This is a genomic window from Actinorectispora metalli (assembly GCF_056323685.1).
Genome location: NZ_JBREYE010000001.1, coordinates 325537 through 351651, shown reverse-complemented (window position 1 = coordinate 351651; position 26115 = coordinate 325537). Strand labels below are relative to the sequence as shown.

The following is a 26115-nucleotide window of genomic DNA, read 5'->3' as shown; positions in this document are numbered from 1 at the left end:
GCCCGCGCCGCGGCGTGCCGTATGCTCGCCCTAACGCAACAAGGGTTGCATTAACCGGGAGGCATCACAAGACATGGACCTCTGAAACGCAGTCGCGCCCCACTCGCATTGCGTTCTTTCGGAGGTTCCGCATGTCTACCCAGCTGTCTTTGCACGCCGTCAGCAAGTCCTACGGCGACCGCCTTCTCCTCGACCAGGTGTCGCTGAGCGTCCGCCCCGGCGAACGCGTCGGCATCGTCGGCGAGAACGGGGCGGGCAAATCCACCCTGCTCCGCCTGCTCGCGGGCACCGAACAGCCCGATGACGGCGCGGCCGTCGTCGTGGCCGAAGGCGGCCTCGGCTACCTCCGCCAGACGCCGGAACTGCCTGCCGAGGACACCGTGCAGGCCGCGATCGACGTCGCACTCACCGAACTCCGAGCCATGGAGCGGGAACTGCGGGCAACGGAAGCCGTTCTCGCCCAAGCCGATCAGACACAACTCGCCCGTTACGGCGAACTGCTCACCGCCTTCGAGTTGCGCGGCGGCTATGACGCCGACGCCCGCGTGGACAAGGCGCTGCACGGCCTCGGCATCGGCCACCTGCCCAGGACTCGCAGTCTGGGCAGCCTGTCCGGCGGTGAACACGCCCGGCTCGGCCTGGCCTGCCTGCTCGCCGCGGCTCCCGAGGTGATGCTGCTGGACGAGCCGACCAACCACCTCGACGCCGCCGCGATGCACTGGCTGGAGGAGGCGCTGCGGACCCACCGCGGCACCGTGGTCACGGTGTCCCACGACCGGCTGTTCCTGGAGCGGGTGGCGACCGCGATCGTGGAGGTGGACGCCGACCGCCGCGCGCTGACCCGCTACGGCAACGGTTACGCGGGCTACCTCGCGGAGAAGGCCGCCGCCCGGCGCCGCTGGGAGCAGGCCTACGACCGGTGGCAGGAGGAGATCGACCGCCTCACGGTGTTCGCCGCGACCACCGCACACCGGGTGGTGCCGGGCCGTCCGATCAAGGACAAGAACAAGATGGCCTACGGCATGGCCAGGGGCCGGGTGCAAAGCTCGGAATCCAGCCGGGTCCGCAACGCCCAGGAGCGTCTGCGCAGGCTGCGGGACGACCCGGTGCCGCCGCCGCCCGACCCGCTGCACTTCGCGGCGCGGCTCGCGGGCGGCGAGGGCGCCACGGTGTCGGTGCGGGATGTTCAGGTCGCCGGCCGGCTGCGGATCGGGGAGTTCGAGGTGGCGGGCAGCGACCGACTGCTGGTGCACGGCGCGAACGGCGCGGGCAAGTCCACCCTGCTGCGGGTGCTCGCGGGTGAATTGCGGCCGGACACCGGCGAGGTCCGGCGCCGCGGCCGAATCGGCTACCTGCCGCAGGAGACGCCGGTGACCGCCGCGCGGCACAGCCTGCTCGCGGCCTTCGCCGAGGGCAGGGGCGGGCATCCCGACGACCACGCCGGGAGCCTGCTGTCGCTGGGACTGTTCCGCCCGGAGGATCTGCGGGTGCCGGTCGGCGCGCTGTCCGTCGGCCAACGCCGCAGGCTCGGGCTGGCGCGGCTGCTCACCACGCCCGCCGACCTGCTGCTGCTCGACGAGCCGACGAACCACCTCTCACCCGCGTTGATCGAGGAGCTGGAGGACGCCTTGGGACCGTTCCCCGGCGCGATCGTCGTGGTCAGCCACGACCGACGCTTCCGGAACCGCTTCGCAGGCCGACAACTGGCCATGCACGACGGGATGCTGGCGTCCTGACCTGGTAGAACTCACCTCGTGTGCAAACGGGTGCTGGTGCTGGGCGGCACAGCGGAGGCCAGACGGCTGGCGGACCTGCTGGCCGCCCGCCTGCCTGTCACGTACTCGCTGGCGGGTGTGGTCGGCGCCCCGCTCCTGCCTGCCTGCGAGGTGCGCACCGGTGGTTTCGGCGGGACGGACGGGCTGGCGGACTGGTTGCGGCAGAACGACATCGGTGCCGTGGTCGATGCGACGCACCCGTTCGCGGCGCGGATCACCCACTCCGCTGTCGAGGCCGCTGCGGCGACCGGCGTGCCGCTGCTCGTGCTGCGTCGCCCGAGTTGGCGGGTCCACGAGACGGCCGACTGGCACTGGGTGGCATCCACCGCCGAGGCCGCCGCGATGCTGCCCGGGCTGGGCAGCAGGGTGTTCCTGTCGACCGGGCGGCAGAGCCTCGCCGACTTCGCGGATCTGGACGCACTGTGGTTCCTGGTGCGCTCGGTCGAGGCCCCGCAGCCACCGCTTCCGTTGCGCTGTGAGCTGATCCGGCAGCGTGGTCCGTTCACCGTCGACGGTGAACTGGAACTCCTGCGGCGGCATCGCATCGACCTTCTCGTCACCAAGGACAGCGGCGGAAACGCCGCGAAGCTCACCGCCGCCCGCGAACTGGCGATACCGGTGGTGATGGTGGCCAGGCCACCGCTGCCCGCGGTGCCCCGTGTCGCCGATATCGAGGCCGCCAACGGATGGGTTATGCGCGAATGCTTATCCGGTTGTCGACCTGAGCCCGGTGCGGGGAGGGTGGACACCGACACAGCTACCGGGGGGAGCGGGGCATGTCGGGGGAGTTCAACCGCAGGGAACTGCTGAGTTGGCTGACGCGCAGTGGTATCGCGGTCGGAGCGATCGGGCTGCTGCCCGAAGCGCTCGCGGGCACGGCCACCGCGGGCGAGCCGCCCGCCACGGTGTTCACCAACGCCACCGTGATCGACGGCACCGACTCGCCGCCGCGCCGGGACCAGACCATCGTGGTGCTGGGGGAGCGCATCGTGGGCCTCGGCCCCAACCCCGGCGTCCCGCCGGTGGCAGGTGTGCGGTTCATCGACCTCAAGGGCAAGTACGTGATCCCCGGGCTGTGGGACATGCACACCCATATCACCGCGCCCGCCACCGAGATCCTGCAGGTGCCGCTGCTGATCGCCAACGGCGTCACCGGAATCCGGGAGATGTGGGGGCAGCCGGACACGCACACCCTCCGCGGCCGCATCGAGCGCGGCGAGGTGCTCGGCCCGCGCATGATCGTGGCCAGCAGCATCATCGACGGCCCCAACTCGGCGTTGAGTGACGCGGGCCCGGTGCAGCCCACGATCGTCACCACGGAGGCCGAGGCTCGCGCGGCGGCGCGCACGGCGAAGAACGAGGGTGCGGACTTCATCAAGGCCTACTCCTTCCTGCGCCCCGATACCCACGCCGCCCTGGCCGACGAGGCCCACAAGTTGGGCCTGCCGGTCGTGGGGCACCTGTCGGAGCACATCAGCGCGGGTGACGCCAGCACCGCGGGACACCGCGGTTTCGAGCACCTGTGGGGCTTCTTCCTGTCCACCTCGTCCGAGGAGCGGGCCCTGCGCGCCAAGATCGCCGAGCTGCCGCTGGAGCCGGGCAAGGGCTCGGCGTGGATCTTCCAGGTACGGGAGATCGAGCGGCAGGCGGTGGCCACCCACGACCGCAAGAAGGCCCGCAGGCTCTACGCGAAGCTGCGGCGCGAGGGCTCTTGGATGGACCCCACGCTGGGGGTGCTGAAGATGCTCGGCACCCCACTCGCCGAACTGACCGCCGATCCCCGGCTGAAGTACGTGCCGCCCGCGGCCAGGGCGTTCTGGGCCGAGTTCATGAGGCCGATCGCGCCCTCCACCCCGGAGCAGGCCGCCATCCAGCGCCTCCATTTCCGTGACCGGCAGAACCTGCTCGCCGACATGTACGAGGCGGGCCTGCCGGTCACCGCGGGCACCGACACCGGGACACCGTTCTGCCTGCCCGGCTTCAGCCTGCACGACGAACTCGCGCTTCTGGTCGACGCCGGGCTGACCCCGGCGCAGGCCTTGCGGTCGGCCACCGGCGAGGCGGCCCGCCGAGCCGGGCGCGACGCCGTCACCGGTACGATCACGGTCGGCAAGGCCGCGGACCTGGTGGTGCTCGACGCCAACCCGTTGGCGGACATCGGCAACACTCGCCGCATCGACTCGGTCATGCTGCGCGGCAAGCTGATCGACCGCAGCCGCCGGAAGCAACTGCTCGCCGATGTCGAGCGCGAGGCCAACAAACCGGGTGCGGGCGCCACAGCCGCCCAAACGGCCTGCGCCTGCCACAACGCCGGCGTTTGAGCCGCTTCGCAAACCACCGGCGGGACCACTCCGCCCTTGCTCGCTAAGGGGGCCCATGAAGCTCGGGCTGTCGCAGCTGATCGACCCTCGGCTGATCCCGCTGGTCGACTCGACCCGCGACTTCTATGAGAAACGCGGCGTGGGCCGGGGCGTGAGCAACTGGAGCGAACTGCGGTCGGTTCGCGATGCGGCGAAACCTCCTGTCCCATCGATCCCCCCTGCAATCGTCGAATTGGTCGGACAAGCCGACCACAGGACCCCGGTGAGGATTCACCTCCCAACGTCGAGCACCCCAAAGGGCGTATTCCTGGACATCCATGGCGGGGGCTTCTACATGGGATCCGCGGCGGAAAGCGACGTCCGCAACCGTGAACTGGCCGACACACTCGGCATCGCGGTCGTCAGTGTCGACTACAGACTCGCGCCCGAGCACCCGTGGCCCGCGGCCCCCGACGACTGCGAGACCGCGGCATTATGGCTCGCAGAACACGCGGTGAGCCGGTTCGGAACACGACGCCTCGCCATCGGCGGATTCTCCGCAGGCGCCACCCTCGCGATGACCACCCTCGTTCGCCTCCGTGATCGCGGGATCGCCGCGTTCAGCGCCGCCGTATTGCAGTTCGGGACCTATGACCTCAGCGGACAGACACCCAGCGGCCGCCTGATCGCCGATGAGTACTTCATCGAGGCCTACGCAGGTCTGGCGGCCGACCGCACCCACCCGGACATCTCCCCGATCTACGCCGACCTTGCGAACCTGCCACCGATGCTGATGATCGTCGGGGAAGAGGACATCTTGTTGCGCGATAACCTCGCTATGGCCGCGCTGCTTTCCGCAGCCTGCGTCGATGTCGACTTGCGGGTCTACCCCGCCGCGCCTCATGGCTTCACCGGGCACGCGACGTCCATGGCCTGGGCAGCACTCGACGACCTGCACGCCTGGCTCGGCAGCCAGTTCGCCCATTGAAGGGCAACGCTGCCTCCGCGGAACCCCGCGACCCCACGATGAGGTCTGGCAACGCGTCCTGGTGCCCAAATCCGGGGAAGCAACGTCCTGGCGCCGACTTGGACACCGAGTCCGAGACTGGGGCACTCAGGCAGGCACAGTGGCGCTGCCCGAGTGCTCGCCCAGCCCGGCAAAGTAGTCCCGCACAGCCTGCGCGTCAGGTGGTGCGATCAGCCCGACGTAACCATCCGGCCGAACCAGCACCAAGGCATCACCGTCGATCCCGTACTCGCGCCGAGCATGCCCCTCCGCATCGTCAAACTCCCCACCAGGCGCGACCAGGCAGGTCCGCGCACCGGACACCTCGGCCAGCGCCGGGGCACAGCCCTCGCCGAAGCCCAGCAGAGTGAAATGCGGCCCCCGGAAAACGTCGAACAGCCGGGCACCGCTCGCACCAGGCGCGTCGGGCGCGCGGTCACCGGCCCGCAGCACACCATCCCGCGGCAGCAGTTCCCGAGACAGCCCGCTCCACCGATAGCCGAGGCCCAACTGACTGATGTCGGTGGACACAACCGCGTCCACTCCGCCGCCCGCCTTCTTGATCGCCTCCATGACCGCACGGCCCGCGGCCGAACTGGTGTCCAGGGTCCACCTCGCGATCGGCAGCCGCTCGGCGTCGTAGCTGTCCAACAATTCCGGCGCGGCCGCGCCGCCGAGCACCATGGCGAGCTTCCAGCCCAGGTTGTACCCGTCCTGGATGCCGGTGTTCATGCCCAGCCCGCCCGCGATCGAATGCACATGTGCGGCATCGCCCGCCAGAAACACCCGGCCGAGGCGCATCCGATCCACCATCCGCACGTTCACCCGCCAGGTCGAGGTCCAGGTCAGGCCGTGCAGCCGCACCCCGGGAACCCGGGCCCACCGGTCGAACGCCTCCTGGCAGACCTCCAGCGACAGCGGCAGGTCGTTGCCCTGCTCGTCCACCACCGGACTGGCCTGCAACTGCCAGTACCGCCCACCCTCCAGCGGACACAACATGATCATTCCCGCAGGTTCGAACCACTGGTACCAGGCGTCCGGCTCCAACCCGTCCACCTGCACATCGGCGATGATCATCCGCATCGTCTCGGTGGTCTCGCCGTCGAACGACACACCCGAGGCCTTGCGCACGAAGCTGCGGCCGCCGTCGCAGCCCACCAGGTAGTCCACATCGGACACCTCACCGGTGGACAGCGTTACGGAGACCCGATCCTCCATTCCGGTGAAGCCGATCAACTCGGTGCCCCACTCCACCGTCACCCCGCACTCCGCCAGCCTGCCGCGCAGCGCGCGCTCCACGTTCGGCTGATCGATCAGCAGCCCGTGCGGATAGGGGATGCCGGGGCCGCGTGGAGCGGCTGCGAAGGGGTCCGTCTCATCCAGCACCTCGGTACCGCGCAGCTTGCGGAACGGCAGGCCGAACCGCCCCGCGGCGATCACCTCGTCGACGATGCCGAGGTCGTCGAACACCTCCAGGCTGCGCGGCTGCATCCCCTTGGCGCGGGAGCCGTGCGGAGCCCGCGGCGCGCGGTCGACGATCCGCACTGGCACCTGCCGCCGCGCCAACTCGCAGGCCAGCGTCAGCCCGGTCGGGCCCGCACCCGTGATCAGAACGGTCATGGCGTTTCCCCCTGCTGTCCCGAGATTCCGTCCAACACCATCGCGACCACTTGATCCCGCAGCCGCCGCCGCGCCTGCTCGGACGTGCCGAGCACGGCGGCGAACCGCGCGCCGAGCATCGGCATCGCGGTCAGCGCGCCGAGAGCGGACACGTAGAACACCTCGAAGTCGATGTCCGCCCGGAAAACGCCGCTGCCCAGGCCGCGTCGGTAAAGCTCGCGTAGCCCGGCGGGCAGCTTGTCGGCCGTCACCGGCTCCCGCACGACCTCCTCGCCGAGCACTTCGTGCAGTCCCAGCGGGAGTACGAGCGGATGGGAGGTGAAGGCGTCGAAGAACGCGGTGAGCGCATGCCGGATGCCCGCGCGTGGTTCCATCTCGGCCGCCCGCTGCACCGCCGGGTCCCAGGCCGCCCACAACTCGCCCCACGCGTGTTCAAGGGTGGCCCGCCAGAGCCCCGCCTTGTTGCCGAAGTGGTGGTAGATCATCCGCTCGTTCACACCCGACCGTTCGACGATGGCGGCCACCCTGGCGCCCTTCGGCCCATACCGGGCGAACTCCTCCGCCGCCGCATTCAGCAGGAGGGACCTGGTGTCACGCATGCAGTAAATGTTTACTGAACAGCGCCGAATGGTCAAGCGATCTACCACAAACGGCCGGTTCGGCCGTAATCTCAGGTGACGCCGGTCACCGGCTTGCCGATGAGACGGAGGCATCAATATGAAAATTGCGGACGTGTTGCGCAGCAAGGGCTCCGCGGTGGCGACCGTGTCGCCGACCGCATCGATCTCGGAACTGCTGTCCGAACTGGCCAACCACAACATCGGCGCCATGGTCGTCTGCGACGACCGGGAACAGCTGGTCGGCATCGTGTCCGAACGCGATGTGGTCCGCAGGCTCGCCGAGCGGGGCGCCGGGCTGCTGACCGCTTCCGTCGCCGAGATCATGACCGAGCTGGTCGCGACCTGCGGCCCGGACGACACCGTGGACAGCCTCACGGTGCTGATGACCGAGCGGCGGATCAGGCACGTCCCTGTGGTCACCGACGGCAAGTTGTCCGGCATCGTCAGCATCGGTGACGTGGTCAAAAGTCGCATCGACCAGTTGGAGACCAACCAGCAGCACCTGCAGGCCTACATCACGCAGGGCTGAGGTCGAGCGCCGCCGCTTTCGGCAAAGCGGCGGCAATCCAAGGACAAGTGAACAATGATCATGCCTGACGGCGGCGAAGAACAATCGCCGCCGCGGCCCCGTATGGGCCGGGCCGGACCTCGGTCGGAAACAGTCCTCGGTGACCGGTTCACGGGCAACGCACCGCGACGGTGAAGTAAAAATTTAGCCACGCTCGGGTGTTTCCCCGCCGGTTTTCTGCCTGTCGTAAATGCGCAGGCCGTGAAATACCCCTATGCTGCCCTCGACAACGTAGCGTGCCTGAATCCTTTTCCAGACCGGTGCGCTGTGCGAGTGCAGGAGGTTCAGTCATGGCGCAAAAGGTCCACGTCGAGCTCGTTGACGATTTGGACGGTTCCAAGGCGGAGGAGACGGTCGAGTTCGCCTTGGACGGCGTCGCGTATCAGATAGATCTGTCCAAGAAGAACGCCAGCAAGCTCAGGAATTTCCTCGACGATTACGTGGGCAGCGCGCGCAGGGCGGGCGGCCGCAAGCGGCTCGGCTCCGTTCGCAAGGGCAGGCCGTCGTCGGTGGATCGCGAGCAGACACAGGCCATCCGGGACTGGGCGCGCAAGCAGGGCTTGAAGGTTTCCGACCGTGGTCGAATCAGCACCGAGGTGCTCGACGCCTACCACGCGAGCGGTAAGTGACCTGGCATCCGACCGGAAAGCGACGCTTCGGCGTCGCTTTCCGGTCGGATATCCATGTATTTGTCTGAGGATGTGCCGGTGCTCACACCATGAACTGATCGTGCCGGGCGTACAGTTCCCGCCACTCCTCATCGGACAGCTTCCTGCCGGTACGCGATACCTCGGCCAGCTCCTCGAAGTACCGCTGTCGCGGCGCCGCGCCGTGCGGTGTTCCCGGTGCGAACAGGATGAGCATCGACGCGGCTTCGTCGCTGCGGTTCTTGAAGCCGTGCACGCCGCCTTCCGGGACGAACAGGAAATCACCCTCGGTGCCCTTGATCCAGCGCTCGCCGTTGTACAGCTCGATGGTTCCGGACAGCACGTAGAAGGACTCCGAAAACGTGCGGTGGAAATGTGGGTCCGCGCCACCGGCTTGCGGTGCCATATCCCACCGGAACAACCCGAACAGGTTGTTCGTCAACTCGCCCGTCGCGACGAACCGGGCAGTGGTCCGCTCGCCCAGCCGCAGCGACCCCACATCGGCGGGAGTCCGCAGCGTCGCGCTTGTCTCCCCGGTTTCCCCCAGATACGTCACGACTTCTCCCGATGTCGGCTGCGCGCCGAATGCTAGGCCGGTTTGCGGGCCGAGAACTTGAACGTCCTCTTCGGCCACACCGTCACCTCGACGTCGGTGAAACCCACCGCCCGCAGCCGGTCCGGCAGCGTCGCCGGATCGACGACCACCATCGTGTCCCAGCGGTGGATCAGCCGAAAACCCCAGGTCGAGACGTTGTCGGCGCCCGCGAAGACGCCACCCGGCCGCAGCACGCGGAACGCCTCGGCGAACAGCCGATCCTGGGCCTCCGGCGAGGGCACGTGGTGCAGCATGATGAAGCACGCCACCCCGGAGAACCGGCCTCCGGGCAGCGGCATCGCCGCACCGTCACCGTGCAACACCTCCACCGCGTCCCCGTACCGCTCCCGCAGGCGCTCGGCGAGCCGAGCGTCCACCTCCAGCGCGGTCAGCCCGCGGTAGCGCTTGAGCAGCGCCCTCGTCGTCGCCCCGTAGCCCGGGCCGATCTCCAGCACGTCCGCGCCGAGTTCGACCCCGTCCAGCACCCACGGCAGCAGCCGCTTCTCGACCGCCTGCCCGTATCCCTTTGAGCTGCAACACCACCGGTGCACCAGGTTCATCGCCATGAACCTGACGCTAGGCAGCCCCGATCGTGTCGTCGACGGCGTAGCCTGACATCTTGTGTCGCAGAACCGACAGATCGTCGTGCGAGCCGACACCGCGATCCTCGTCGCCAGCTTCGAGTTGACCGACCGCGAGGACACCGGCTGGCACCACCACCCGATCCCGCAGTTGGCGTGGGCCGAGTCGGGCATCCTCACGGTGGGCACCGCGGAGGGCACCTGGGTGCTGCCGCCATCGCAGGCGCTATGGATCCCGCCCGGGGTCGAGCACGTGACGGGTGCCAGCGGCGAGACCGTGATCCGCAGTCTGTACCCGGCGACCGACTGTCCGGTGGAGTGGACGCGGCCGACACCGATCGAGGTGGGCGGCCTGCTTGCCCAGTTGATCCGCTACCTGGCCGACCCGGCGGTGGGCGCGGACGCCAGGCGCAGGGCCGAGGTGGTGGTGTTCGACCTGCTGCGGCCGCTGTCGGTGCGGGCAGCGCGCCTGCCGATGCCCGCAGACGAACGGGCGCGCTCGGTGGCCGAGGCGTTGCTGGCCGATCCGTCCGACGACCGCGGTGCGCAGTCCTGGGGCAGGGCCGTTGGTGCGAGCGGGCGCACCCTGGAGCGGATCTTCCGCACCGAGACCGGCCTGACCTTCGGCCGCTGGCGAACGCAGGCCCGGCTGCGTGCGGCGCTGCCGCTGCTCGCGGAGGGGCTGCCGGTGGCGACCGTGGCACACCGCGTCGGGTACGCGACCCCCAGCGCGTTCGTGTCCGTGTTCCGCCGGACCTTCGGGGTCACGCCGGGGTCCTACTTCGGAACCTGGCGAACGGAGTATTGACTCTCCTCACACCTGAGGTGAAGGTGCGAGAAGCTCCTATCAGGGGATCTCCACGGAACACAGCAAGGGGAATGCCCATGAGGCATGTCAGAGCCGTCGCGGCGGCAGCCGCGCTGGCGGTGCTGCCGCTGACCCATGCGGTCGCGGTCGCCGATCCGACCAAGCCCGACTTCACCGGCGGCGAGTCGCAGCCGGTGTTCAACGCCAAGGACGTCGTCAAGCAGAGCCTCTGGGTGACCGTGCCGACGGACAGCGACGGCGATGGGCGTAACGATGAGGTGTACACCGAGGTCGTGCGGCCACGCGCCACCGAGCAGGGCCTGAAGGTGCCGGTCGTCTACACGATGAGCCCGTATTTCTCCGGCGGCAACGACGTGCCCAACCACAACGTGGACGTCGAACTGCACGTGCCCGGCGGCAAGAAGCGCGGCGTCGACCGGCAGGCGAGCCGGGACGAGCGCGTCCGCGCCGCCGTCGGCCCGAACGCGGCGCCGATCACCTCCCGCTACGAGGAGTACCTGGTCTCCCGCGGCTACGCGGTGGTGTACGCCGAGTCGCTGGGCACCGGCAAGTCCACCGGTTGCCCCACCACCGGCGGCCGCAACGAGACCCTCGGTGCCCGCTCCGTCGTGGACTGGCTCAACGGCCGGGCCGCCGGGCGCGACGCCGACGGCAAGGCCGTCACCGCGGCCTGGTCCACCGGCAAGACCGGCATGATGGGCGTGTCCTACAACGGAACCCTCCCCAACGCCGCCGCCTCCACCGGTGTCCAGGGGTTGGAAACGATCGTGCCCATCGCGGCGATCTCCAGTTGGTATGACTACTACCGGGCGGACGGTGCCGTCGTGGCGCCGGGCGGTTACCAGGGCGAGGACGCCGATGTCCTCGCCGAGTACGTGCACACCCGCGCCGACCGCGCGGTCTGCCGCAAGGTCATCGACGACGTGGCCAAGCAGCAGGACCGGATCACCGGCGACTACAGCCCGTTCTGGGATGAACGGAACTACCTCAACGACGTATCCAAGGTGCGGGCCTCGGTGCTGGCCGTGCACGGTCTCAACGACTGGAACGTCAAGACCAAGCACGTCGCCCAGTGGTACGAGGCGCTGCGCAAGCACAACGTGGAGCACCGGATCTGGCTGCACCAGTCGGGGCACGCCGATCCGCTGTCGCTGCGCAAGGACGAGTGGCTGCGCACGCTGAACCGCTGGTTCACGCATTACCTGTGGGGCATCGACAACGGGGTTGAGAAGGAGCCGAAGGCCACGGTGCAGCGCGAGGACAAATCGTGGGTCGACGAGGCGGACTGGCCCGCGGCGGATGCGAAGGAAGCAACGCTGTACCCGCAGCCGGGTGGCTCTGGTACGGGCGGACTCGACCCGCGGCACCGGGTGCCGGGCAGCGCCGTGACGGAGTCCCTGCGCGATGACGCGACGCAGACCGCCGAGGCGCTCGCGGGTGCCGCGCGCTCGGGCAACCGGCTGGCCTATCTTTCGGTGCCCGCCAAGCAGGCGGTGCGGATCAGCGGCACCCCGACGGTGCGGCTGGACGTCGGCTTCGACAAGCCCGCCGCCAATGTGACGGCGCTGCTGGTGTCCCGGGCGCCCGACGGCAAGGTCTCGGTCATCACCCGTGGCTGGACGGACCCGCAGAACCGCGGCGGGATCAGCAAGACCCAGCCGATCGAGGTGGGCAAGCAGTACGAGCTGACCATCGCCATGCAGCCGGATGACTACCTGCTGCCCGCCGGTCACCAGCTTGGCCTGGTGCTGCTCTCCAGCGACCACGACTACACCCTGCGCCCGAAGCCGGGCACGGGTCTCTCCGTCGTGATCAACAAGACCAGCCTGTCCATCCCGGCCATCGGCGGGCAGAAGCTCGTCGACGCCGCCCTGTCCCGCTAGCGGCCGCTCGGAAATCGGCTGATCAAGGCGGCCGCGGGCACGGTGGCGACGGCTCTTATCGAGTTCTTCGCCTGCCTAGCCCGCGGCCGCCTTTGCACGGGGCGGCGGATTCCGGCCATGAGCCCACGGTTGTCCCGTGATGCTGACTTCCCCCTCATTCGATCCAGCCGCGCCAATGCCCTGGAGGCCTTCGTTCTCGTGCCGACAAGACCCAGCACAGGGATCTTCGGATCGTGCAGACGGGCAACGGTGTCCCGAGGGAGTTCAGAGCGGTTTCCGCAGGTCGACACGCTTCCCAAGCAAGGCGCGCACACTAGACGCCACCCCCGACATTTTCCGTTGCCCCATCGCGATTTCCGGCGAGTTGTCCACAGCACACCCCTTGATCCACAGATTTCCGTTCGAACCCCACGCCGCCCACTCCGCCGAGCACGGTGGAGACATGACAACCACAAGCCCACCCACCCGACCCGCCGTCCATCTCGACCGACCAGGAGCCTGGTTCGCGGGCATCCCACATCTGCTCGGCTTCCATCCTCACGACTCGGTGGTCGTGCTGAGCCTTGACCCCGAAGACCGCGGGACGGTGAAAGCCGCTCTACGCATGGACATCCCCGATCCACCGGACGACTCCTCCGCGGTGGTCGAGCAACTCTTGATCACGCTGGCAGGCCATGGCGCCAAGCTCGTCACCGTGTTCGTGATCGGCGGCATATCACCGTCGCTACCCACAGCGTCGAAACCGCCTCCACCACTACGAGAACTTGTCCGATCGCTGCGAACAGCCCTGTGGAAGCAGGGAATCGAGGTCCTCCACAGCTTGTGGTCGCCGGGCACCGCGGGCGGGGAGCGCTGGCTCTGCTACGACCACCTGACCTGCTCAGGTGCCGTCGAGGACAGCCGATCCTGTGCTCTCGCCGCGGAGAACGCCGCCGCGGGCATCGTCACCTACCCCGACCGGGCCCAACTCGCCGCGGTGATCGCCCCGGATGACGGCGGTCGAATCGCCGCGCGGGCCGAGAAACTCAACGAGCTGATCGACGCCGACGAACCCGACGAGGCCTTCTTCGGTGACGGTTCGGTGGAGTGGGGAGTGCGGGCGGTACACGCCGCGGCCCGCCGGTTCACCGATGGCGACGCGCGGCTTTCCGAGGACGAGATCATCACCCTCACCCTCGCCCTGTGCGACCCGCACGTCCGTGACGCGTGCATCGGGATGATCCACAGCATGCCGCTGGCCGCGCGATGTCTGTTCGTCACGCTCACCAGAAGCGCACCAGCCCCGGAACGAGCGGAACCGGCCTGTCTGCTGGCCCTCTCCGCCTATGCCGACGGCGACGGCGCACTGGCATCGATCGCCTTGACCGCCGCCGAGGAAGCACTGCCCGGACATCGGATGACCGCCATCCTGCGCATCGCCATCGACAACGGCCTGCCTGCGGAGCGCATCCGCGACCTCGCGGCCTCCGCCGCCGAGGCGTTGCACCAGCTGCTGCACGACGACGAAGCGCCCACAACGGACCGCGCCGCGACACCTCAGCCGGATGAGCCCCGTAGCCCGGACGACCCCCTCACCTCGCCCCAGCACTCCGAGGCTGCGCAGCGCGTGCCGGACCACCCACGCTCGTCGGATGGCTCCGCATCCCCGCACCAGCCAACGCGATCAAACCGATCGGTGGGCGCGGCCCGCTACGAGCCACCCGACCGCACTCCGCCGGGTCGGGTGGGCCTGCCGAACCAGGCGGATCGGCAGGCCGCGTCCGAGCGGCGTGGTCAGGAGGTGCCGTCGTGACCGCGAGTGAAATCCCACGCGTCGGCGACGATGCCGTGCAGGTCGGCGCGCTGCGGCTTCCAGCCCAGCCGCTCCCTCGCCTTGTCGCTGGAGGCCACCAGCACCGCGGGGTCACCGGCCCGCCGGGCGCTGACCTGCGCCGGGATCGGGTGCCCCGTGACGCGGCGGCAGGTCTCGATCACCTCGCGCACCGAGAAACCGCTGCCGTTGCCGAGGTTGTAGATCTCGTGCTCGCCCGGCTTGGCGTGCTCCAGCGCCAGCAGGTGCGCGTCGGCGAGGTCCAGCACGTGGATGTAGTCCCGCAGACAGGTTCCATCCGGGGTCGGCCAGTCCTCCCCGAAGATCTGCACCTGCTCCCGCGTGCCCGAGGCGACCTGCAGGACGATCGGGATCAGGTGGGTCTCGACGGCGTGCCGTTCGCCGAACCGGCCGTAGGCGCCCGCCACGTTGAAGTACCGCAGGCTGACTGCGGCGAGGCCGTGGGCGGCGGCGTACGAGGTGATCGCGTGATCGATCGCGAGCTTGGTGGCGCCATAGGTGTTGGTCGGCCTGGTCGGGGTGTCCTCGCTGATCGGCACCTGCTCCGGCTCGCCGTAGGTGGCGGCGGTGGAGGAGAACACCAGCCGCGGGGTGCCCGCCTCGCGCATGGCGGCCAGCAGCCGCAGCGACGTCAGCACGTTGCCGTCCCAGTACTTCGCCGGGTCCTGCATGGATTCGCCGACCAGCGACTTGGCCGCGAAGTGCAGCACGCCGTCGAAGCCGTCGGCCAGCAGGGCGGGCGCGGCCTCGGACAGTTCGGCCTCGACGAAGGCACAGCCTTCGGGGACGGCGTCGGCATGCCCGGTGGAGAGGTCGTCCAGGACGGTGACCTGGTGTCCCTCCTCGACCAGCCGGGCGGCGCACACGCTGCCCACATAGCCTGCTCCGCCGGTCACCAGCAGCTTCACGATCAGCTCTCCGTCCTAGTTGGCAGCGCGGGAGAACTTACTCTGCTCACTCGTCCCGGCAGGCACCCGCTGCGGGTACGGCGACGAACATCCGTGGCTCGGACCACCCGGCGGCGGCGAAGCCTGCGGCGATCTCGTCCCGGACGTTCGCCAGGTCGGCGTCGGTCACCAAGGCGATGGCCGAGCCGCCGAAGCCGCCGCCGATCATCCGGGCGCCCAGTGCGCCGGCGCGCAGCGCGAGGTCCACCGTGAGATCCAGCTCGGGGCAGGAAATGCGGTAGTCGTCCCGCAGGCTGGCATGCGACGCGGTGAGCACCGGTCCGATCCCGGTCAGCGTGTCCTCGCGAAGCAGTCGCACGGTGTTCAGCACGCGCTCGTCTTCTGCGACCACGTGCCGGACCAAGGGGCGAAGTGCGTCCGGCAGCGTCGTCAACGCGTCCTCGAGGTCGTCACCCGCGATGTCCCGCAGCGCGTCGACACCGAGTGCGGCGGCGGCCTGCTCACAGCCGCGGCGGCGCTCGCCGTAACCCGACTCGGAATGGGCGTGCTTGACCTGGGTGTCGATCACCAGCACGCACAGGCCGTTAGCGGTCAGCGGCAGGGGGATCTGCTGCTGCTCCTCGGAACGCACATCCATGAACAGGCCATGGTCGGCAACACAGCACAGGGAGGCAGCCTGGTCCAACACCCCGGTCGGTGCCCCGACGAAATCGTTCTCGGCACGCTGGGCCCACTTCGCGAGCGTCCGACGCGGCACGGCCGCGAGGGCCGTCTCGTCGGTGAGGTCGCCCAGTGCCAGCAGCACGGCGCATTCCAGTGCGGCCGACGAGGACAGCCCGGCACCGGTCGGCACATCGCTGGCGATCATCAGATCGGCGCCCGCCACCGGCAGGCCCTGCTCGGCCAGCACCCAAGCGACGCCCGCGACGTAACCGGACCAGTCTGTGACGGCGCCGGGGCGCAAACCCGCCAGCCGCACCGGCTCCGTCTCCTGGAGGCGACCGGAGCGGGTGAGGCTGGCGACCGTGAGCATCCCGTCGGTCCTGGGACGTGCCGCGACGGCCGTGCGGTGCGCGAGCGCGAAGGGCAAGACATAACCGTCGTTGTAGTCGGTGTGCTCCCCGATCAGGTTCACCCTGCCGGGAGCAGACCAAATACCGAGAGGAGCTTCGCCATGTAGACGTGTGAAGGCCTCGGCCGCCCTGCGGGACGGTGGGGCTGCGACAGTCGACTCCATCAAGCGGCCGCGACCGCCCCCAGCGGCTCCACCATGACCGAATGCGCCACGCTGGAATCGAGTTGGGTGCTGTCGGTCATGCCGCGGACGGTGACGGCGCCGCCGGGCTCGGTGGCGGCCACCACCTCCACGTGGGCCTCGGGCACCATCCCGATCTCCTTGATCTGGGCCATCAGATCCGGGTCGGCCTGGATGTGCTCGGCGATGGAGGCGACGCGCACCTTGCCGCCGCCGTTACGGGCGACGTCGTCCAGCCGCTGCAACTCGGGTCCGTTGGGCAGGGCCGCCTCGCCGACGCCCAGCTTGTCCAGGCCAGGGATCGGGTTGCCGTAGGGGCTGGTGGTGGGGTTGCCGAGCAGGGTGACGAGCTTGCGCTCCACCGCCTCGCTCATCACGTGCTCCCACCGGCAGGCCTCGCTGTGGACGTGCTCCCACTCCAGGCCGATGACGTCGACCAGCAGGCGCTCGGCGAGCCGGTGCTTGCGCATCACGGAAATGGCCCTGGACCGGCCCGCCTCGGTGAGCTCGAGGTGGCGGTCGCCCGCGACGGTCAGCAGCCCGTCGCGCTCCATCCTGGCGACCGTCTGGCTGACCGTGGGGCCGCTCTGTCCGAGTCGCTCCGCGATCCGGGCGCGCAGGGGTACGACGCCCTCCTCCTCCAGGTCGTAGATCGTCCGGAGGTACATCTCGGTGGTGTCGATGAGCTCGTTCACAACTCGTTCCCCTTCGTCTACCTCAATGGTAATCGTCCCACCGACGGTTCCGTGATCGCGACGTGCTGCGGGGGCGGCCCACGGTCACCCGGGCGCTGGTTTTCGCCGCCATCGGCCAGGGGGCAGGATGGGTTCGTGCAGCCATTGATCTCCACCGCGGCACTGGCCGAGCGGTACGCCGAGGCGAACCCGCCCGTGGTCCTGGACGTCCGCTGGAAGCTCGGCGGACCACCCGGCCGTGAGGCCTACGACCGGGGCCACCTGCCGGGCGCGGTGTTCCTCGACCTGGACACCGAGTTGGCCGGGCCGGTCCGGCTCGACCGCGTCGGTGGGCGGCACCCGCTGCCCGACCCGGCGGCGCTGCGGTCGACGCTGCGCAGAGCTGGTGTCCGCACGGACAGCGACGTCGTGGTGTACGACGCCGCGGACGGCTCGATCGCCGCGCGGGCGTGGTGGCTGTTGCGTTGGGCTGGCCATGACCGGGTGTCGGTGCTCGACGGCGGTTTCGCCGCCTGGCAGGCGGAGGGCCGCGAGGTCGACACCGAGGTTCCCTCACCGGTCGAGGGCGATATCGAGGTGCGGCCCGGCGCGCTGCCGGTGCTCGACGCCGAGGAGGCCGCCGACCTCGCCCGGCAAGGCGTGCTGTTGGACGCCAGGGCGCCTGAGCGCTACCGCGGCGACACCGAGCCCATCGATCCTCGGGCGGGCCACATCCCCGGGGCGCGCAACGCCCCGTTCGGCGGGCACATCGGCCCCGACGGGAAGTGGAAGTCCGCGGCCGAGTTGCGGGAGCGGTTCGCGGGTCTCGGCGTCGACAGCGCCGCAGGCGCGGGCGCCTACTGCGGTTCGGGTGTCACCGCCTGCTCGGTGCTGCTCGCCATGGAGGTCGCGGGCCTGGGCACGGGCTCGCTGTACGCGGGCTCCTGGTCGGAGTACTCCGCCGACCCTGCCCGTCCCGCGGCGAGCGGCGACCTGCCAGGCTGACCGGGCCCGCCACAAGCAGCGCAGGCCGGGCCGCTGACACGTCCGAAACCCGGGCAGCACCGACACAGCACAGGGGGATCCAGCCGATGCCGAACGCCGAGCAGGTTCTGGCGGAGATCAGGCGGGAACTACAGCCCGCGGAGGCGGCGAACCCGCTGGTGCCGCTGATCGAGTCGGGCGCCGCGCCGCGGGAGGTGCTGGCCGCGTTGGCGGGCGAGCAGCACCGGATCATCACCAGCGACCAGCGCAGTTTCACCGTGCTGGCCACCCGGTGCGAGCGAGCAGAGACCGCCGAGTTCTTCAGCTTCCTCGCCGCGGGGGAGGGCATCGCGCTGGGCAAGCTCACCGCGTATGCCGCGGCCTGCGGGTTGGACGAGACCGCGCTCCGGTCGTACCGACCGCTCGCGGGCGCCCAGGCCTATCCGCACTACCTGGGCTGGCTGGCCCTGGGCGGCGAGCCGACCGGCGTGGTGCTCGCCATGCTCGCGAATCTCACCGCGTGGGGCGGCTACTGCGGTCGCATTTCCGCGGCGCTGCGGGACCGCTACGGCTTCACCGAGCAGGCCAGGGAGTTCTTCGACTTCTTCGCCGCTCCCGCCCCCGAACTGGAGGACAAGGCCCTCGCCGCCGTGCGCGCCGCCCTCGACGCGGGTGAGGATCTCCAACCCGCCTGGGAGTACGGCAGGCTCCTCCAGGACTACGAGCTGATGTTCTGGCGCGCTTTGGCCGACCGCTACCACTCCTGATCTCGCCTCCGGCGTCCGGTCGTGGGGCCGGGAGGCGGAGATCACCGGGATTCTGCGCAACACTGCGAAGGCGTCCAATGTGGTCTGACTGACCAACGGGTGCCGCCGAAAAGGGCTCCGCCCCCGGGGCTCAGGCCGTGGGCAGCCGTTCGAAGGCGCGGCGGGCGAGTTCGGTGACCTTGTCGCAGGTCGGCTCGAACCGGCCGGAGAAGAACGTCCCGTTGACCGACAGCCGGTCGGCCGCCGGCTTGGGCTGGGCGGATCGGTTCAAGGCGACCGTCACCACGCAGGAATGCGGCGGGGTTGCCTCCACCGACGCCGTGTTGCCGCCGATCAGCGTGGGTGTTCCGGAGAACCCGCCGATTGGGCTGACCACCACGATGCCGTCGCCGCCGAGGTTCCAACTGCACACCGAAGCTGTGGCGTTGCCCGGCTGGGCGTCGGCGGCGAAGACCTGCGTGAAGTCCGCGGGCTGAAGCAGAGCGCAACTGTCCACGCCCTCGATGCGCTTGGGGGTGCCGATGGTCAGATCCACCGGCCCGTCACCAGGATCGGTGCTCGGAGGCGGTCCGCTAGAGCTGGTCGGGCTTGGCGGGCTGCTGGGGGCCGCCGTGGGAGCGCCCGGCTCCTGCCCACCGCAGCCGACGACCAACAGGAGGGCCGCCGTTGCCGCGGCCCGGTGTCCGCGAGCGCACCACGTTCCCACTACCGCCCCCGTCCTCCAGGTGGCTGCCGGTGTTGTCAACCGTAGGCGAGGGTCGCCGCACCCACCCTGTCGGTGACGGACCAATCCGCGGCGACCCGGTGAGGTGATCGCCGCATTGGCCGACGCTGAGCCATAACGCGCAGTACCGTGCCCCTATGGGACACGAAGCGGCGATCGTGTGGGACGAGGCGTTTCTCGGCTACGAACTCAGCCCCGACCACCCGCTCAACCCCATCCGGCTGGACCTCACCATGCGGCTGGCCTCGGCGCTGGGCGTGTTGGAGGGCGTGGATCTGCTGCCTGCCGCGCCCGCGGGCATGGCCGACCTGCGCCGCGTCCACGACGCCGAATACCTGGAGGCGGTGCGGGCCTCCGGTGAGGGCGACATGGCGCTGGAGTTCGGGCTCGGCACCCCCGACAACCCGACCTTCGACCACATGCACGACGCGTCCGCGCGGATCGCGGGCGGCTCCATCGAGGCGGCCCGCCAGATCGCCGAGGGCAGGGTCAACCGGGCGGTGAACATCGCGGGCGGGCTGCACCACGCCATGCGCCGCAACGCCGCGGGCTTCTGCGTCTACAACGACTGCTCGGTGGCGATCTCCTGGCTGCTCGACAACGGTTTCGACCGAGTCGCCTACCTCGATGTGGACGTGCACCACGGCGACGGAGTGCAGGCCGCGTTCTGGAACGACCCCCGGGTGCTGACCGTGTCACTGCACCAGCACCCGATGACGCTGTGGCCCGGCACCGGCTACGCCGACGAACTCGGCGACCCGGACACCGAAGGCGCCCACGGCACCGCCGTCAACATCCCGCTGCCGCCCGGCACCACCGACTCGGGCTGGCTGCGGGCCTTCGACGCCGTGGTGCCCGCGGTGCTGCGCAGTTTCCGCCCGCAGATCCTGGTCACCCAATGCGGCGCCGACACCCACGCCGAGGACCCGCTGGCCGACCTGCGGCTGTCGGTGGACGGGCACCGCGCGACCTACCGGACGCTGCGCGGACTGGCCGAGGAGATCTGCGGCGGCAAATGGCTGGCGCTGGGCGGCGGGGGATACTCCCTGTTCCGCGTCGTGCCGCGCTCCTGGACGCATCTGCTGGCCACGGTGCTGGACCGCGACCTGGACCCCAACCAGCCGCTGCCCGCGGACTGGATGGCGCGCACCACCGGCCTGGCCTCCGTTCCGCTGCCCACCAGCATGACCGACGGGGAGAACCCGGAGTTCCGGCGCTGGGACGGTGCGGGCAGCGCGCGCACCGAACTGGTGGACGCCGCGATCCGGCAGGCACGGCACGCGGTGTTCCCGCTGCACGGCCTCGACCCGGACGATCCCCGTGACTGACGGGCGCGACCCGTACGACTACCCACGCCAGTGGGAAGCCGACGTGGTGCTCTCCGACGGCGGCACCGTCCACCTGCGGCCGGTGACCCCGGACGACGCCGCCCGCCTCGTCGCACTGCACGGCAGGCTTTCCGAGCGGACCCGCTACTTCCGCTACTTCGGCCCGTACCCGCGCATGCCGCAGCGCGATGTGGATCGGTTCTCCACCGTCGACCACCACGACCGCGTCGCCCTGGCCGCCTGGCTGGGCGACGAGATCATCGCGGTGGCCCGCTACGACCGGCTGGGCGGCTCCGACCAGGCCGAGGCCGCGTTCGTGGTGGAGGACGCGCACCAGGGCCGCGGGCTCGGCTCGATCCTGCTGGAGCACTTGGCGGCCGCGGCGCGGGAGTCGGGGCTGCGGCGCTTCATGGCCGAGGTGCTGTCGGAGAACGCGCAGATGGTGCGGGTGTTCAAGGACGCCGGCTACCAGATCAGCCGCGATATCGAAGGCGGCGTGATCCACCTGGAGTTCGGCATCGACCCCACCGCCGAGTCGGTGGCGGTGGCGATGGCCCGCGAGCAGGCCGCCGAGGCCCGCAGCGTGCACAACGCGCTGCATCCCCGCTCGGTCGCGGTGATCGGCGCGTCCAGCGACCCCACGAAGGTGGGTCACGCGGTGCTGGCGAACCTGCTCGCCGCGGGCTTTACCGGCCCCGTCTACCCGGTCAACGCCGAGCACCGAGCGGTCCGCGGCATCCGCGCCTATCCCTCCGTTGTGGACATTCCCGACGACGTGGACCTCGCCGTGGTCGCGGTGCCCGCGGCCAGCGTGGACGAGGTGATGGACGCCTGTCTGGCCAAGGGCGTGAAGACACTGCTGGTGATCAGCGCGGGCTTCGCCGACGCGGGACCGGGCGGTCTCACCGCCGAGCGCAGGCTGGTGCGGGAAGCCCGCAGCCACGGCATGCGGGTGGTGGGGCCCAACGCGTTGGGAGTGGCCAACACCGACCCCGCGGTTCGGCTCAACGCGACGCTGGCGCCGGTGCTGCCCGGCAGGGGACGCACCGGCTTCTTCTGCCAGTCCGGTGCCCTGGGCACCGCGATCCTCGCCGCCGCGGCCGAACGCGGCCTCGGGCTGTCCACCTTCGTCTCCGCGGGCAACCGCGCCGACGTCTCCGGCAACGACCTGCTCCAGTACTGGGAGACCGACTCCAGCACCGACGTGGTGCTGCTGTACCTGGAGTCCTTCGGCAACCCCCGCAAGTTCGCGCGCGTCGCCCGCAGGCTGGCCCGCATCAAGCCGATCGTCGCGGTGAAGTCGGGACGCCATGTCGTGCGGCCGGGGCTGGCCGCCACGTCGGTGCTGATCGACGAGACGAGTGTGGCCGCGGTGTTCGAGCAGGCGGGCGTGATCAGGGTCGCCTCCCTCGCCCAACTTTTCGACACCGCTCTACTGCTGGCCCACCAGCCGCTGCCCGCCGGGCCGAGAGTGGCGATCGTCGGCAACTCCTCGGCGCTGGGTGTGCTCGCCGCCGACGCCGCGCTGTCGGAAGGTCTTCAACTGGCCGGTGATCCCATCGACGTCGGCGCCGAGGCCGGTCCCGGTGACTTCGCGCTGGCCGTGCAGGAAGCCGCGAACCGCGCCGATGTGGATTCGCTGGTGGCGGTGTTCGTGCCACCCGTCGCGGTGCCGCCGACGGCCTACGCCAGGGCGCTGCGCGAGGTCGTGCGGGCCGAGCCGGGCCGAACGCGCAAGCCCATCCTGTCAACGTTCCTCGCCGCCGAGGGCGTGCCCGCCGAGCTCGCCGTGCCAGGGCCCGATGGTTGGCCCGGCTACGGTTCGGTGCCGTCGTTCCCCAGCCCGGAGCGGGCCATGCTGGCACTGGCCAGAGTCACCGGCTACGCCCGTTGGCGCTCCGCCCCGCAAGGCCACTTCATCCGCCCGTCCGGCATCGACACCAAAGGCGCCCAGGCGCTGGTGAGCACGTGGCTCACCGACGGCATAGGGCAGCGACAGCTCACCGCAGAAATGGGCGCCGAACTGCTGGCCTGCTACGGCATCCACCTCGTCCCGTTCCGCCGCGCCACCAACGCCGAGGAGGCGGTCGCCGCCGCGGACGACCTCGGCTACCCGGTGGCCTGCAAGTCCGCCAGCGAGACCCTGCGCCAGCGCACCGACCTTTCCGGGGTGCGCCTGGACCTGTTCGGCGCCGAGGCGGTCGAGGCCGCCTACGCGGATCTGCGGGAGCGTTCCGGCATCGACACCGTGTACGTGCAGCGGATGGCGCCCAAAGGAATCTCCTGTGTGGTCGGGCTCCAGGACGACCCGTCGTTCGGTTCGCTGGTGTCCTTCGGGCTGGCCGGTCTGGTCAGCGACCTGCTCGGCGACCGCGCCTACCGTGCCGTGCCGCTGTCGGACGCGAACGCCTACGACCTGGTGCGCGCCCCGAAGGCGGCGCCGCTGCTGGCGGGCTACCGGGGTGGCATCCCCGCCGACCATGACGCGCTCGAGGAGCTGCTGCTCCGGGTGTCGGCGCTGGCCGAGGACCTGCCCGAGGTGCGCAACCTGGTGCTCCAGCCTGTGCTCGCCGCGGGCGACGGCGCGCACATCGCGGGCACCCGGATCGTGTTGGCGCCGCAGGCTTCCCGACAGGCCTGGGCACCCCGAAGGCTGCGCTGAATCACCTCTCGAGCGACGTGTGTAGGCGCACTACCACCCGATTGTCCGGCGCGAATCACCCGTCGTTGGGCTGTCCGGATCAACTTGCCCGTTCGGAAGTGTGGCCTTGGTGGAAATGGGTGCCATTACGCCTTCGGCTGGGCATAACGTCCCCAGCCGTGCCCGTGTATCAGAGCATTCCGTCCGCGAAGGCGGGTGGTCCGGTTCGGGCAGGCCTGCCGGAACATGGCCGCGTCCCGAGGTACTACGCGGTGAAGGCCAAGCTGGTCTCGCTGCTGGAGGAGTTGGGGGTCGGCGCGGCGCTGCCGCCCGAGCGTGAGCTGGCCGAACGCTTCGGGGTGGCGAGGGCGACCCTGCGGCAGGCGGTGGGCGAGCTTGTCCTGGAGGGCAGGGTGCAGCGCCGCCAGGGTCGCGGCACCTACGTCGCGCCACCCAAACTCGTGCAGCCGCTGGCGCTGCTGTCCTACACCGAAGGCATGCGCCGCCAAGGCGTGCGCCCAGGACGCGACCTGGTGAGCCTGGAGCACTTGGTCGCCGACGACGCGCTCTCCGCCGACCTGAGAATTCCCGCCGGGAGCACCGTGGTGCACATCGAGCGGGTGCTGCTCGCCGACGGCCAGCGCATCGGGCTGGAGTCCAGTTACCTTCCCTCCCAGCGGTTTCCCACCCTGCTGGATGTGCTGGACCTGTCCACCTCCCTGCACACCTGCCTGCAACGGCAGTTGGGCGTGATGTTCGCCGAGGCCCAGGAGCGGGTGGAGACCGTGCTGGCCAGCCCCCGCGAGGCGCTGCTGATCGGCACCAACCCGGCGTTGCCGATGCTGCTGCTGAACCGGGTCTCCTACGACCACAACGGCACCCCCATCGAACGGGTCCGCAGGCTGTTCCGCGGTGACCGCTACAGCTTCGTCACCCGCCTGCGCGCCGAGTGAATCCCGTTCGACGCAAGCTCCGCCGGTGCCTACCGTGACCCGGTGCCCGTTCCCGACCTGCTCACCCCGCGACTGCTGCTGCGCCAGTTGACGATCGCCGACGCGCCCGCCCTACACGCCGTGCTGGACAACCCGCAGACGCTGCGATTCCTGCCCTTCGACCGCTTCGACGCCGAGTCGGTGCGGCGCAACGTCGAGGAGGAACTGGCCACACCGAGAACCGCGGGCACGGGCGCTTTCGTCTGGGTGGAGCGCGTTAACGGTGAGGTCATCGGCCACGGAGACCTGCGTCCCTGCGAGGAGACGCGCGACGGCCGCATCGAGATCGGCTGGTACACCCGCGAGGACCACTGGCGGCGCGGCATCGCCCGCGAGGCCGTCACCGCCGTACTCGCCCACGCCTTCACCACGCTGGACCTGTACCAGGTGATCGCGTTGGTGCACCGGGACAACACGCCCAGCGTCGAGTTCGCGGCGAGCCTGGGTTTCACGGTCACCGGCGAGGGCCACCACTACGGCGGCCCGCACCTGGTGCTCACTCGGGTACGAACTCCAGGATCGACAGGATTTTGAGCGGTACCGAGGAACGCAGCCGCAGCCCGACCTTCGCGCCCAGTTCGGTGAACTCGGCCAGGGTGCGTTCCTTCCCCTCGAACAACGTCATCATCCGCACGTTCATATCGGCGAACACCACCGTGTCCGCCGGACCATGACCCACCTGGCCGAACAGCAGCACCCGCCCCTCCGGCCCGGCGGCCTCAGCGCACCGCCCGAGAATCCGCACGGCATCCTCGTCGCTCCAGTCGTGCAGAATCTGCGCCAGCACCTGCACGTCGGCTTCCGCGGGCAGCGGATCGAAAAAGTCGGCCACCGTGAACTCCACCCGGTCCGCGACCCCGGCCTCGGTCAACGCGCGCCTGCCGCCCTCGACGGAGGCCGCGGTGTCCACCAGCCTGCCGCGCAGGTGAGGGTGCGCGGTCAGCAGAACCTTCAGCAAGGCCCCGCTGCCGCCGCCGACGTCTGTGACATGGCCGACCGAGCCCCAGTCGTAGCCGCTGACGACCCCGGGAATCCACGCGGCGGCCCAGCTCCGCATCAGCTCGTCGAACAGCGGCCCTTGGCGCCGCTCTTCGAGGTCTTCCCAGAACGGCTTGCCATAGATCCCCGGGAAGGCGGCCTTCCCGGTGCGCACCGTGGCCAGCAGGCCGGTCGAGTACGTGGTGTCCATCCGCCCACCCGGCCCGTCGAGGTCCAGCCAGAGCCGCAGGCCGTGCGGATGGTCGCTGAGCAGCGGCGCCGCGACCTCGGTCATCCCGAACACCCCGAAAGCGGGCTCCTCGAACACCCCGTGGCACACCAGCAGCCGCAGCACCCGCCCGAGCGCGTCCTCATCGGCTCCCGCCGCCGCTGCCAGCTCACCGACCGGCCGGGGCCCGTCCCGCAGCAGATCCGCGATCCGCAGCGTCGCGGCGACCCGAACCGCCCACGGCGTGACGACATCCAGCAACCCCCGCAATTTCTCCTCGGCGGGCGGCACGATCTGATCGGACTCATTCGAAAAAGCCGGCATGACCGTATTTGTAGTCGATACATTTGGCTGCCGGGGAAATTCACCGGAAAAAGGGC

The 26115-nt window shown here is 70.0% G+C and carries 24 protein-coding genes; 15 read left to right on the top strand and 9 right to left on the bottom strand.

Annotation, left to right across the window (positions count from 1 at the left end):
* The first annotated feature begins 131 nt into the window (after positions 1 to 131).
* Genes abc-f through ACU6XJ_RS01620 form a run of 4 tightly spaced genes read left to right on the top strand, consistent with a single transcriptional unit; the run spans position 132 to position 5063 of the window.
* Positions 132 to 1736: a ribosomal protection-like ABC-F family protein gene (gene abc-f / locus ACU6XJ_RS01635; protein ID WP_476306098.1), complete on the top strand. Its 1605-nt coding sequence runs from the start codon at positions 132 to 134 to the stop codon at positions 1734 to 1736.
* 18 nt (positions 1737 to 1754) lie between these two features.
* On the top strand, positions 1755 to 2585 hold the full coding sequence (locus ACU6XJ_RS01630; RefSeq protein ID WP_476306096.1) for a cobalt-precorrin-6A reductase: 831 nt from the start codon (positions 1755 to 1757) through the stop codon (positions 2583 to 2585).
* Positions 2552 to 4096 carry an amidohydrolase family protein gene (locus tag ACU6XJ_RS01625; protein WP_476306094.1) on the top strand — a complete coding sequence of 515 codons (1545 nt, stop codon included), beginning with the start codon at positions 2552 to 2554 and terminating at the stop codon, positions 4094 to 4096. Before ACU6XJ_RS01630 ends, ACU6XJ_RS01625 begins: the two co-directional genes overlap by 34 nt.
* 55 nt (positions 4097 to 4151) lie before the next feature.
* Positions 4152 to 5063, top strand: coding sequence for an alpha/beta hydrolase (locus tag ACU6XJ_RS01620; protein ID WP_476306092.1), 912 nt, complete (start codon positions 4152 to 4154; stop codon positions 5061 to 5063).
* A 126-nt stretch (positions 5064 to 5189) separates the two neighbouring features.
* On the opposite strand, the gene ACU6XJ_RS01615 is transcribed toward ACU6XJ_RS01620, so the two are convergent.
* The gene (locus ACU6XJ_RS01615; RefSeq protein ID WP_476306090.1) at positions 5190 to 6701 is read right to left on the bottom strand and encodes an FAD-dependent monooxygenase; all 1512 of its coding nucleotides are present in this window, start codon (positions 6699 to 6701) and stop codon (positions 5190 to 5192) included.
* Positions 6698 to 7300: a TetR/AcrR family transcriptional regulator gene (locus ACU6XJ_RS01610; protein WP_476306087.1), complete on the bottom strand. Its 603-nt coding sequence runs from the start codon at positions 7298 to 7300 to the stop codon at positions 6698 to 6700. Before ACU6XJ_RS01610 ends, ACU6XJ_RS01615 begins: the two co-directional genes overlap by 4 nt.
* Positions 7301 to 7418: 118 nt before the next feature.
* On the opposite strand from ACU6XJ_RS01610, the gene ACU6XJ_RS01605 reads away from it, so the two are divergent.
* On the top strand, positions 7419 to 7850 hold the full coding sequence (locus ACU6XJ_RS01605; RefSeq protein WP_476306084.1) for a CBS domain-containing protein: 432 nt from the start codon (positions 7419 to 7421) through the stop codon (positions 7848 to 7850).
* Positions 7851 to 8179: 329 nt separating this feature from the next.
* Positions 8180 to 8518, top strand: coding sequence for a histone-like nucleoid-structuring protein Lsr2 (locus ACU6XJ_RS01600; RefSeq protein ID WP_476306081.1), 339 nt, complete (start codon positions 8180 to 8182; stop codon positions 8516 to 8518).
* An 82-nt stretch (positions 8519 to 8600) separates the two neighbouring features.
* Here the strand turns inward: ACU6XJ_RS01600 and ACU6XJ_RS01595 are convergent, their stop codons facing one another.
* On the bottom strand, positions 8601 to 9092 hold the full coding sequence (locus tag ACU6XJ_RS01595; RefSeq protein ID WP_476306079.1) for a cupin domain-containing protein: 492 nt from the start codon (positions 9090 to 9092) through the stop codon (positions 8601 to 8603).
* Positions 9093 to 9124: 32 nt separating this feature from the next.
* Entirely contained in the window at positions 9125 to 9697 is a 573-nt protein-coding gene (locus tag ACU6XJ_RS01590; protein WP_476306076.1) for a class I SAM-dependent methyltransferase, read from the bottom strand.
* A 55-nt stretch (positions 9698 to 9752) separates the two neighbouring features.
* On the opposite strand from ACU6XJ_RS01590, the gene ACU6XJ_RS01585 reads away from it, so the two are divergent.
* The 3 genes from ACU6XJ_RS01585 (at position 9753) to ACU6XJ_RS01575 (ending at position 14216) form a co-directional block, all read left to right on the top strand.
* On the top strand, positions 9753 to 10520 hold the full coding sequence (locus tag ACU6XJ_RS01585) for a helix-turn-helix transcriptional regulator (RefSeq protein ID WP_476306074.1): 768 nt from the start codon (positions 9753 to 9755) through the stop codon (positions 10518 to 10520).
* Positions 10521 to 10597: 77 nt separating this feature from the next.
* On the top strand, positions 10598 to 12424 hold the full coding sequence (locus ACU6XJ_RS01580; RefSeq protein ID WP_476306071.1) for a Xaa-Pro dipeptidyl-peptidase: 1827 nt from the start codon (positions 10598 to 10600) through the stop codon (positions 12422 to 12424).
* Between the two features lie 442 nt (positions 12425 to 12866).
* Positions 12867 to 14216: a DUF4192 domain-containing protein gene (locus ACU6XJ_RS01575; RefSeq protein WP_476306068.1), complete on the top strand. Its 1350-nt coding sequence runs from the start codon at positions 12867 to 12869 to the stop codon at positions 14214 to 14216.
* Here ACU6XJ_RS01575 and galE read toward each other — a convergent pair.
* The 3 genes from galE to ACU6XJ_RS01560 are packed head-to-tail and all read right to left on the bottom strand — an operon-like array spanning position 14198 to position 17113.
* Positions 14198 to 15163: a UDP-glucose 4-epimerase GalE gene (gene galE / locus ACU6XJ_RS01570; protein ID WP_476306065.1), complete on the bottom strand. Its 966-nt coding sequence runs from the start codon at positions 15161 to 15163 to the stop codon at positions 14198 to 14200. The genes ACU6XJ_RS01575 and galE overlap by 19 nt on opposite strands.
* A gap of 46 nt (positions 15164 to 15209) precedes the next feature.
* Entirely contained in the window at positions 15210 to 16400 is a 1191-nt protein-coding gene (gene galK, locus ACU6XJ_RS01565; protein ID WP_476306062.1) for a galactokinase, read from the bottom strand.
* Positions 16400 to 17113, bottom strand: a complete 714-nt coding sequence (locus ACU6XJ_RS01560) for an iron-dependent transcriptional repressor DtxR (protein ID WP_476306060.1) — start codon at positions 17111 to 17113, stop codon at positions 16400 to 16402. The genes galK and ACU6XJ_RS01560 overlap by 1 nt, the downstream gene beginning before the upstream one ends.
* A gap of 135 nt (positions 17114 to 17248) precedes the next feature.
* Between ACU6XJ_RS01560 and ACU6XJ_RS01555 the strand changes: the two genes are divergently transcribed.
* Positions 17249 to 18097 carry a sulfurtransferase gene (locus ACU6XJ_RS01555; protein ID WP_476306057.1) on the top strand — a complete coding sequence of 283 codons (849 nt, stop codon included), beginning with the start codon at positions 17249 to 17251 and terminating at the stop codon, positions 18095 to 18097.
* Between the two features lie 86 nt (positions 18098 to 18183).
* The gene (locus ACU6XJ_RS01550) at positions 18184 to 18843 is read left to right on the top strand and encodes a thiaminase II/PqqC family protein (protein ID WP_476306055.1); all 660 of its coding nucleotides are present in this window, start codon (positions 18184 to 18186) and stop codon (positions 18841 to 18843) included.
* 130 nt (positions 18844 to 18973) lie between these two features.
* Here the strand turns inward: ACU6XJ_RS01550 and ACU6XJ_RS01545 are convergent, their stop codons facing one another.
* Positions 18974 to 19549, bottom strand: coding sequence for a DUF3558 family protein (locus ACU6XJ_RS01545; RefSeq protein WP_476306053.1), 576 nt, complete (start codon positions 19547 to 19549; stop codon positions 18974 to 18976).
* A gap of 155 nt (positions 19550 to 19704) precedes the next feature.
* Between ACU6XJ_RS01545 and ACU6XJ_RS01540 the strand changes: the two genes are divergently transcribed.
* The 4 genes from ACU6XJ_RS01540 (at position 19705) to ACU6XJ_RS01525 (ending at position 25062) form a co-directional block, all read left to right on the top strand.
* Complete coding sequence (locus ACU6XJ_RS01540) at positions 19705 to 20895, top strand: acetoin utilization protein AcuC (protein ID WP_476306051.1); 1191 nt, start codon at positions 19705 to 19707, stop codon at positions 20893 to 20895.
* Complete coding sequence (locus ACU6XJ_RS01535) at positions 20888 to 23557, top strand: bifunctional acetate--CoA ligase family protein/GNAT family N-acetyltransferase (protein WP_476306050.1); 2670 nt, start codon at positions 20888 to 20890, stop codon at positions 23555 to 23557. Before ACU6XJ_RS01540 ends, ACU6XJ_RS01535 begins: the two co-directional genes overlap by 8 nt.
* 158 nt (positions 23558 to 23715) lie before the next feature.
* A complete protein-coding gene (locus ACU6XJ_RS01530) occupies positions 23716 to 24489 on the top strand; it encodes a GntR family transcriptional regulator (protein ID WP_476306048.1) in 774 nt (257 codons plus the stop codon).
* A 42-nt stretch (positions 24490 to 24531) separates the two neighbouring features.
* A complete protein-coding gene (locus ACU6XJ_RS01525) occupies positions 24532 to 25062 on the top strand; it encodes a GNAT family N-acetyltransferase (RefSeq protein WP_476306046.1) in 531 nt (176 codons plus the stop codon).
* Here ACU6XJ_RS01525 and ACU6XJ_RS01520 read toward each other — a convergent pair.
* Entirely contained in the window at positions 25025 to 26059 is a 1035-nt protein-coding gene (locus ACU6XJ_RS01520; protein WP_476306044.1) for a methyltransferase, read from the bottom strand. The genes ACU6XJ_RS01525 and ACU6XJ_RS01520 overlap by 38 nt on opposite strands.
* Positions 26060 to 26115: the final 56 nt, after the last annotated feature.

What these genes read in the sequence shown, in the direction of transcription:
- abc-f (WP_476306098.1), top strand. Translation starts at nt 132, where the DNA reads ATGTCTACCCAGCTGTCTTTGCACGCCGTCAGCAAGTCCTACGGCGAC.
- ACU6XJ_RS01625 (WP_476306094.1), top strand. Translation starts at nt 2,552, where the DNA reads ATGTCGGGGGAGTTCAACCGCAGGGAACTGCTGAGTTGGCTGACGCGC.
- ACU6XJ_RS01620 (WP_476306092.1), top strand. Translation starts at nt 4,152, where the DNA reads ATGAAGCTCGGGCTGTCGCAGCTGATCGACCCTCGGCTGATCCCGCTG.
- ACU6XJ_RS01615 (WP_476306090.1), bottom strand. Translation starts at nt 6,701, where the DNA reads ATGACCGTTCTGATCACGGGTGCGGGCCCGACCGGGCTGACGCTGGCC.
- ACU6XJ_RS01610 (WP_476306087.1), bottom strand. Translation starts at nt 7,300, where the DNA reads ATGCGTGACACCAGGTCCCTCCTGCTGAATGCGGCGGCGGAGGAGTTC.
- ACU6XJ_RS01605 (WP_476306084.1), top strand. Translation starts at nt 7,419, where the DNA reads ATGAAAATTGCGGACGTGTTGCGCAGCAAGGGCTCCGCGGTGGCGACC.
- ACU6XJ_RS01600 (WP_476306081.1), top strand. Translation starts at nt 8,180, where the DNA reads ATGGCGCAAAAGGTCCACGTCGAGCTCGTTGACGATTTGGACGGTTCC.
- ACU6XJ_RS01590 (WP_476306076.1), bottom strand. Translation starts at nt 9,697, where the DNA reads ATGGCGATGAACCTGGTGCACCGGTGGTGTTGCAGCTCAAAGGGATAC.
- ACU6XJ_RS01580 (WP_476306071.1), top strand. Translation starts at nt 10,598, where the DNA reads ATGAGGCATGTCAGAGCCGTCGCGGCGGCAGCCGCGCTGGCGGTGCTG.
- ACU6XJ_RS01575 (WP_476306068.1), top strand. Translation starts at nt 12,867, where the DNA reads ATGACAACCACAAGCCCACCCACCCGACCCGCCGTCCATCTCGACCGA.
- galK (WP_476306062.1), bottom strand. Translation starts at nt 16,400, where the DNA reads ATGGAGTCGACTGTCGCAGCCCCACCGTCCCGCAGGGCGGCCGAGGCC.
- ACU6XJ_RS01550 (WP_476306055.1), top strand. Translation starts at nt 18,184, where the DNA reads ATGCCGAACGCCGAGCAGGTTCTGGCGGAGATCAGGCGGGAACTACAG.
- ACU6XJ_RS01540 (WP_476306051.1), top strand. Translation starts at nt 19,705, where the DNA reads ATGGGACACGAAGCGGCGATCGTGTGGGACGAGGCGTTTCTCGGCTAC.
- ACU6XJ_RS01520 (WP_476306044.1), bottom strand. Translation starts at nt 26,059, where the DNA reads ATGCCGGCTTTTTCGAATGAGTCCGATCAGATCGTGCCGCCCGCCGAG.